This window comes from Pedobacter glucosidilyticus DSM 23534, from assembly GCF_000425145.1.
Classification (GTDB): Bacteria; Bacteroidota; Bacteroidia; order Sphingobacteriales; family Sphingobacteriaceae; genus Pseudopedobacter; species Pseudopedobacter glucosidilyticus.
This window is the reverse complement of the sequence record NZ_AULF01000069.1, coordinates 1-1,215: the sequence shown is the minus strand read 5'-3', so window position 1 is coordinate 1,215 and position 1,215 is coordinate 1. Positions and strand designations below refer to the sequence as shown.

General features: G+C 43.5%; 1 protein-coding gene. It reads left to right on the top strand.

Annotated features, from left to right (window positions below; translation table 11 throughout):
• The first annotated feature begins 79 nt into the window (after window positions 1-79).
• Window positions 80-1,188 (top strand): IS3 family transposase gene (locus H510_RS0112890; protein WP_425413804.1). Its coding sequence is split into 2 segments (ribosomal slippage): window positions 80-329 and window positions 329-1,188, totalling 1,110 coding nucleotides; the frame shifts between segments, so codons are not numbered across the junction.
• Window positions 1,189-1,215 lie beyond the last annotated feature (27 nt).

Below are 1,215 nucleotides of genomic sequence, written 5' to 3'. Positions count from 1 at the left end.
TGACCTCCTCCCACAAAACAGCAACGATCAAAATTAGAGAAGCAGGGCAATTATTTATAACTTGAAACAAATAATTGCGATGAAAAAATCAAAATTTACGGAGGCCCAGATAGCCTTTGCTTTGAAACAGTCAGAGACTGGAACTCGTGTAGAAGAGATCTGCAGGAAGATGGGTATTTCCCAGGCTACGTTTTTTAACTGGAAGAAGAAGTATGGCGGGCTTGGAGTAAGCGAGCTTCGGCGTTTACGGCAGCTTGAAGAGGAGAATAGCCAATTAAAAAAACTGGTTGCTGACCTTAGCCTGGACAAGCAAATGTTGCAGGATGTGATAAAAAAAAAGCTTTGAAGCCCGTATTCCGTAAACAGGCAGCGGTATGGCTGCAGGATCAATACCGTATTTCCGGTCGTCGGGCCTGCCGTATGGTCTCTCTTTCCAGCTCAATGTATTATTATCGGCACCATCCCAGAGAGGATGCACATATACGGCTGCGCATTCGTGACATAGCCCTTAGCCGTGTACGGTATGGTTTCTGGCGGATTTTTGTTTTGCTCAAGAGAGAAGGTTTTACCGATAACCATAAACGTGTTTACAGGATTTATAAGCAGGAGGGTTTAAACCTTAGGAGTAAGCGTCCCAGAAGGAGCCGGAGTGCGGCCCATCGGTTAGAAAGACTTGACACTCCAGCAATAAACCGGGTTTGGAGCATGGATTTTGTACAGGATGCCCTGTTCAATGGCTCCCGTTTTAGGATTTTGGCTGTAGTGGATAATTATAGTAAAAAATGTCTTTCCTTACTGGTCGGTAAATCCTTAAAAGGCGAAGATGTAAAGCAGGAACTGGATAGCATTGCCCTGTGTGAGGGATTATTGCCAGAACGGATCCAATGTGACAATGGCAGCGAATTTATTTCGAAGGAAGTGGATCGTTGGGCATATCAAAACAAAGTTACCCTTGATTTCTCAAGACCCGGAAAACCTACAGACAACCCATACGTGGAATCATTTAATGGCAAGTTCAGAGATGAATGTCTTTCCACAAACTGGTTTATGGATATGGAAGATGCTAAAAACAAAATCGAGGACTGGAGATGGGAATACAACCATTTCCGTCCCCATAGCTCCTTAGATGATTTATCTCCACAGGAATTTATTATATTGCATGAAAATACGCCCGAAACTCTACTTTAGACTGATCAGTTTATAGGGAGGAGGTCA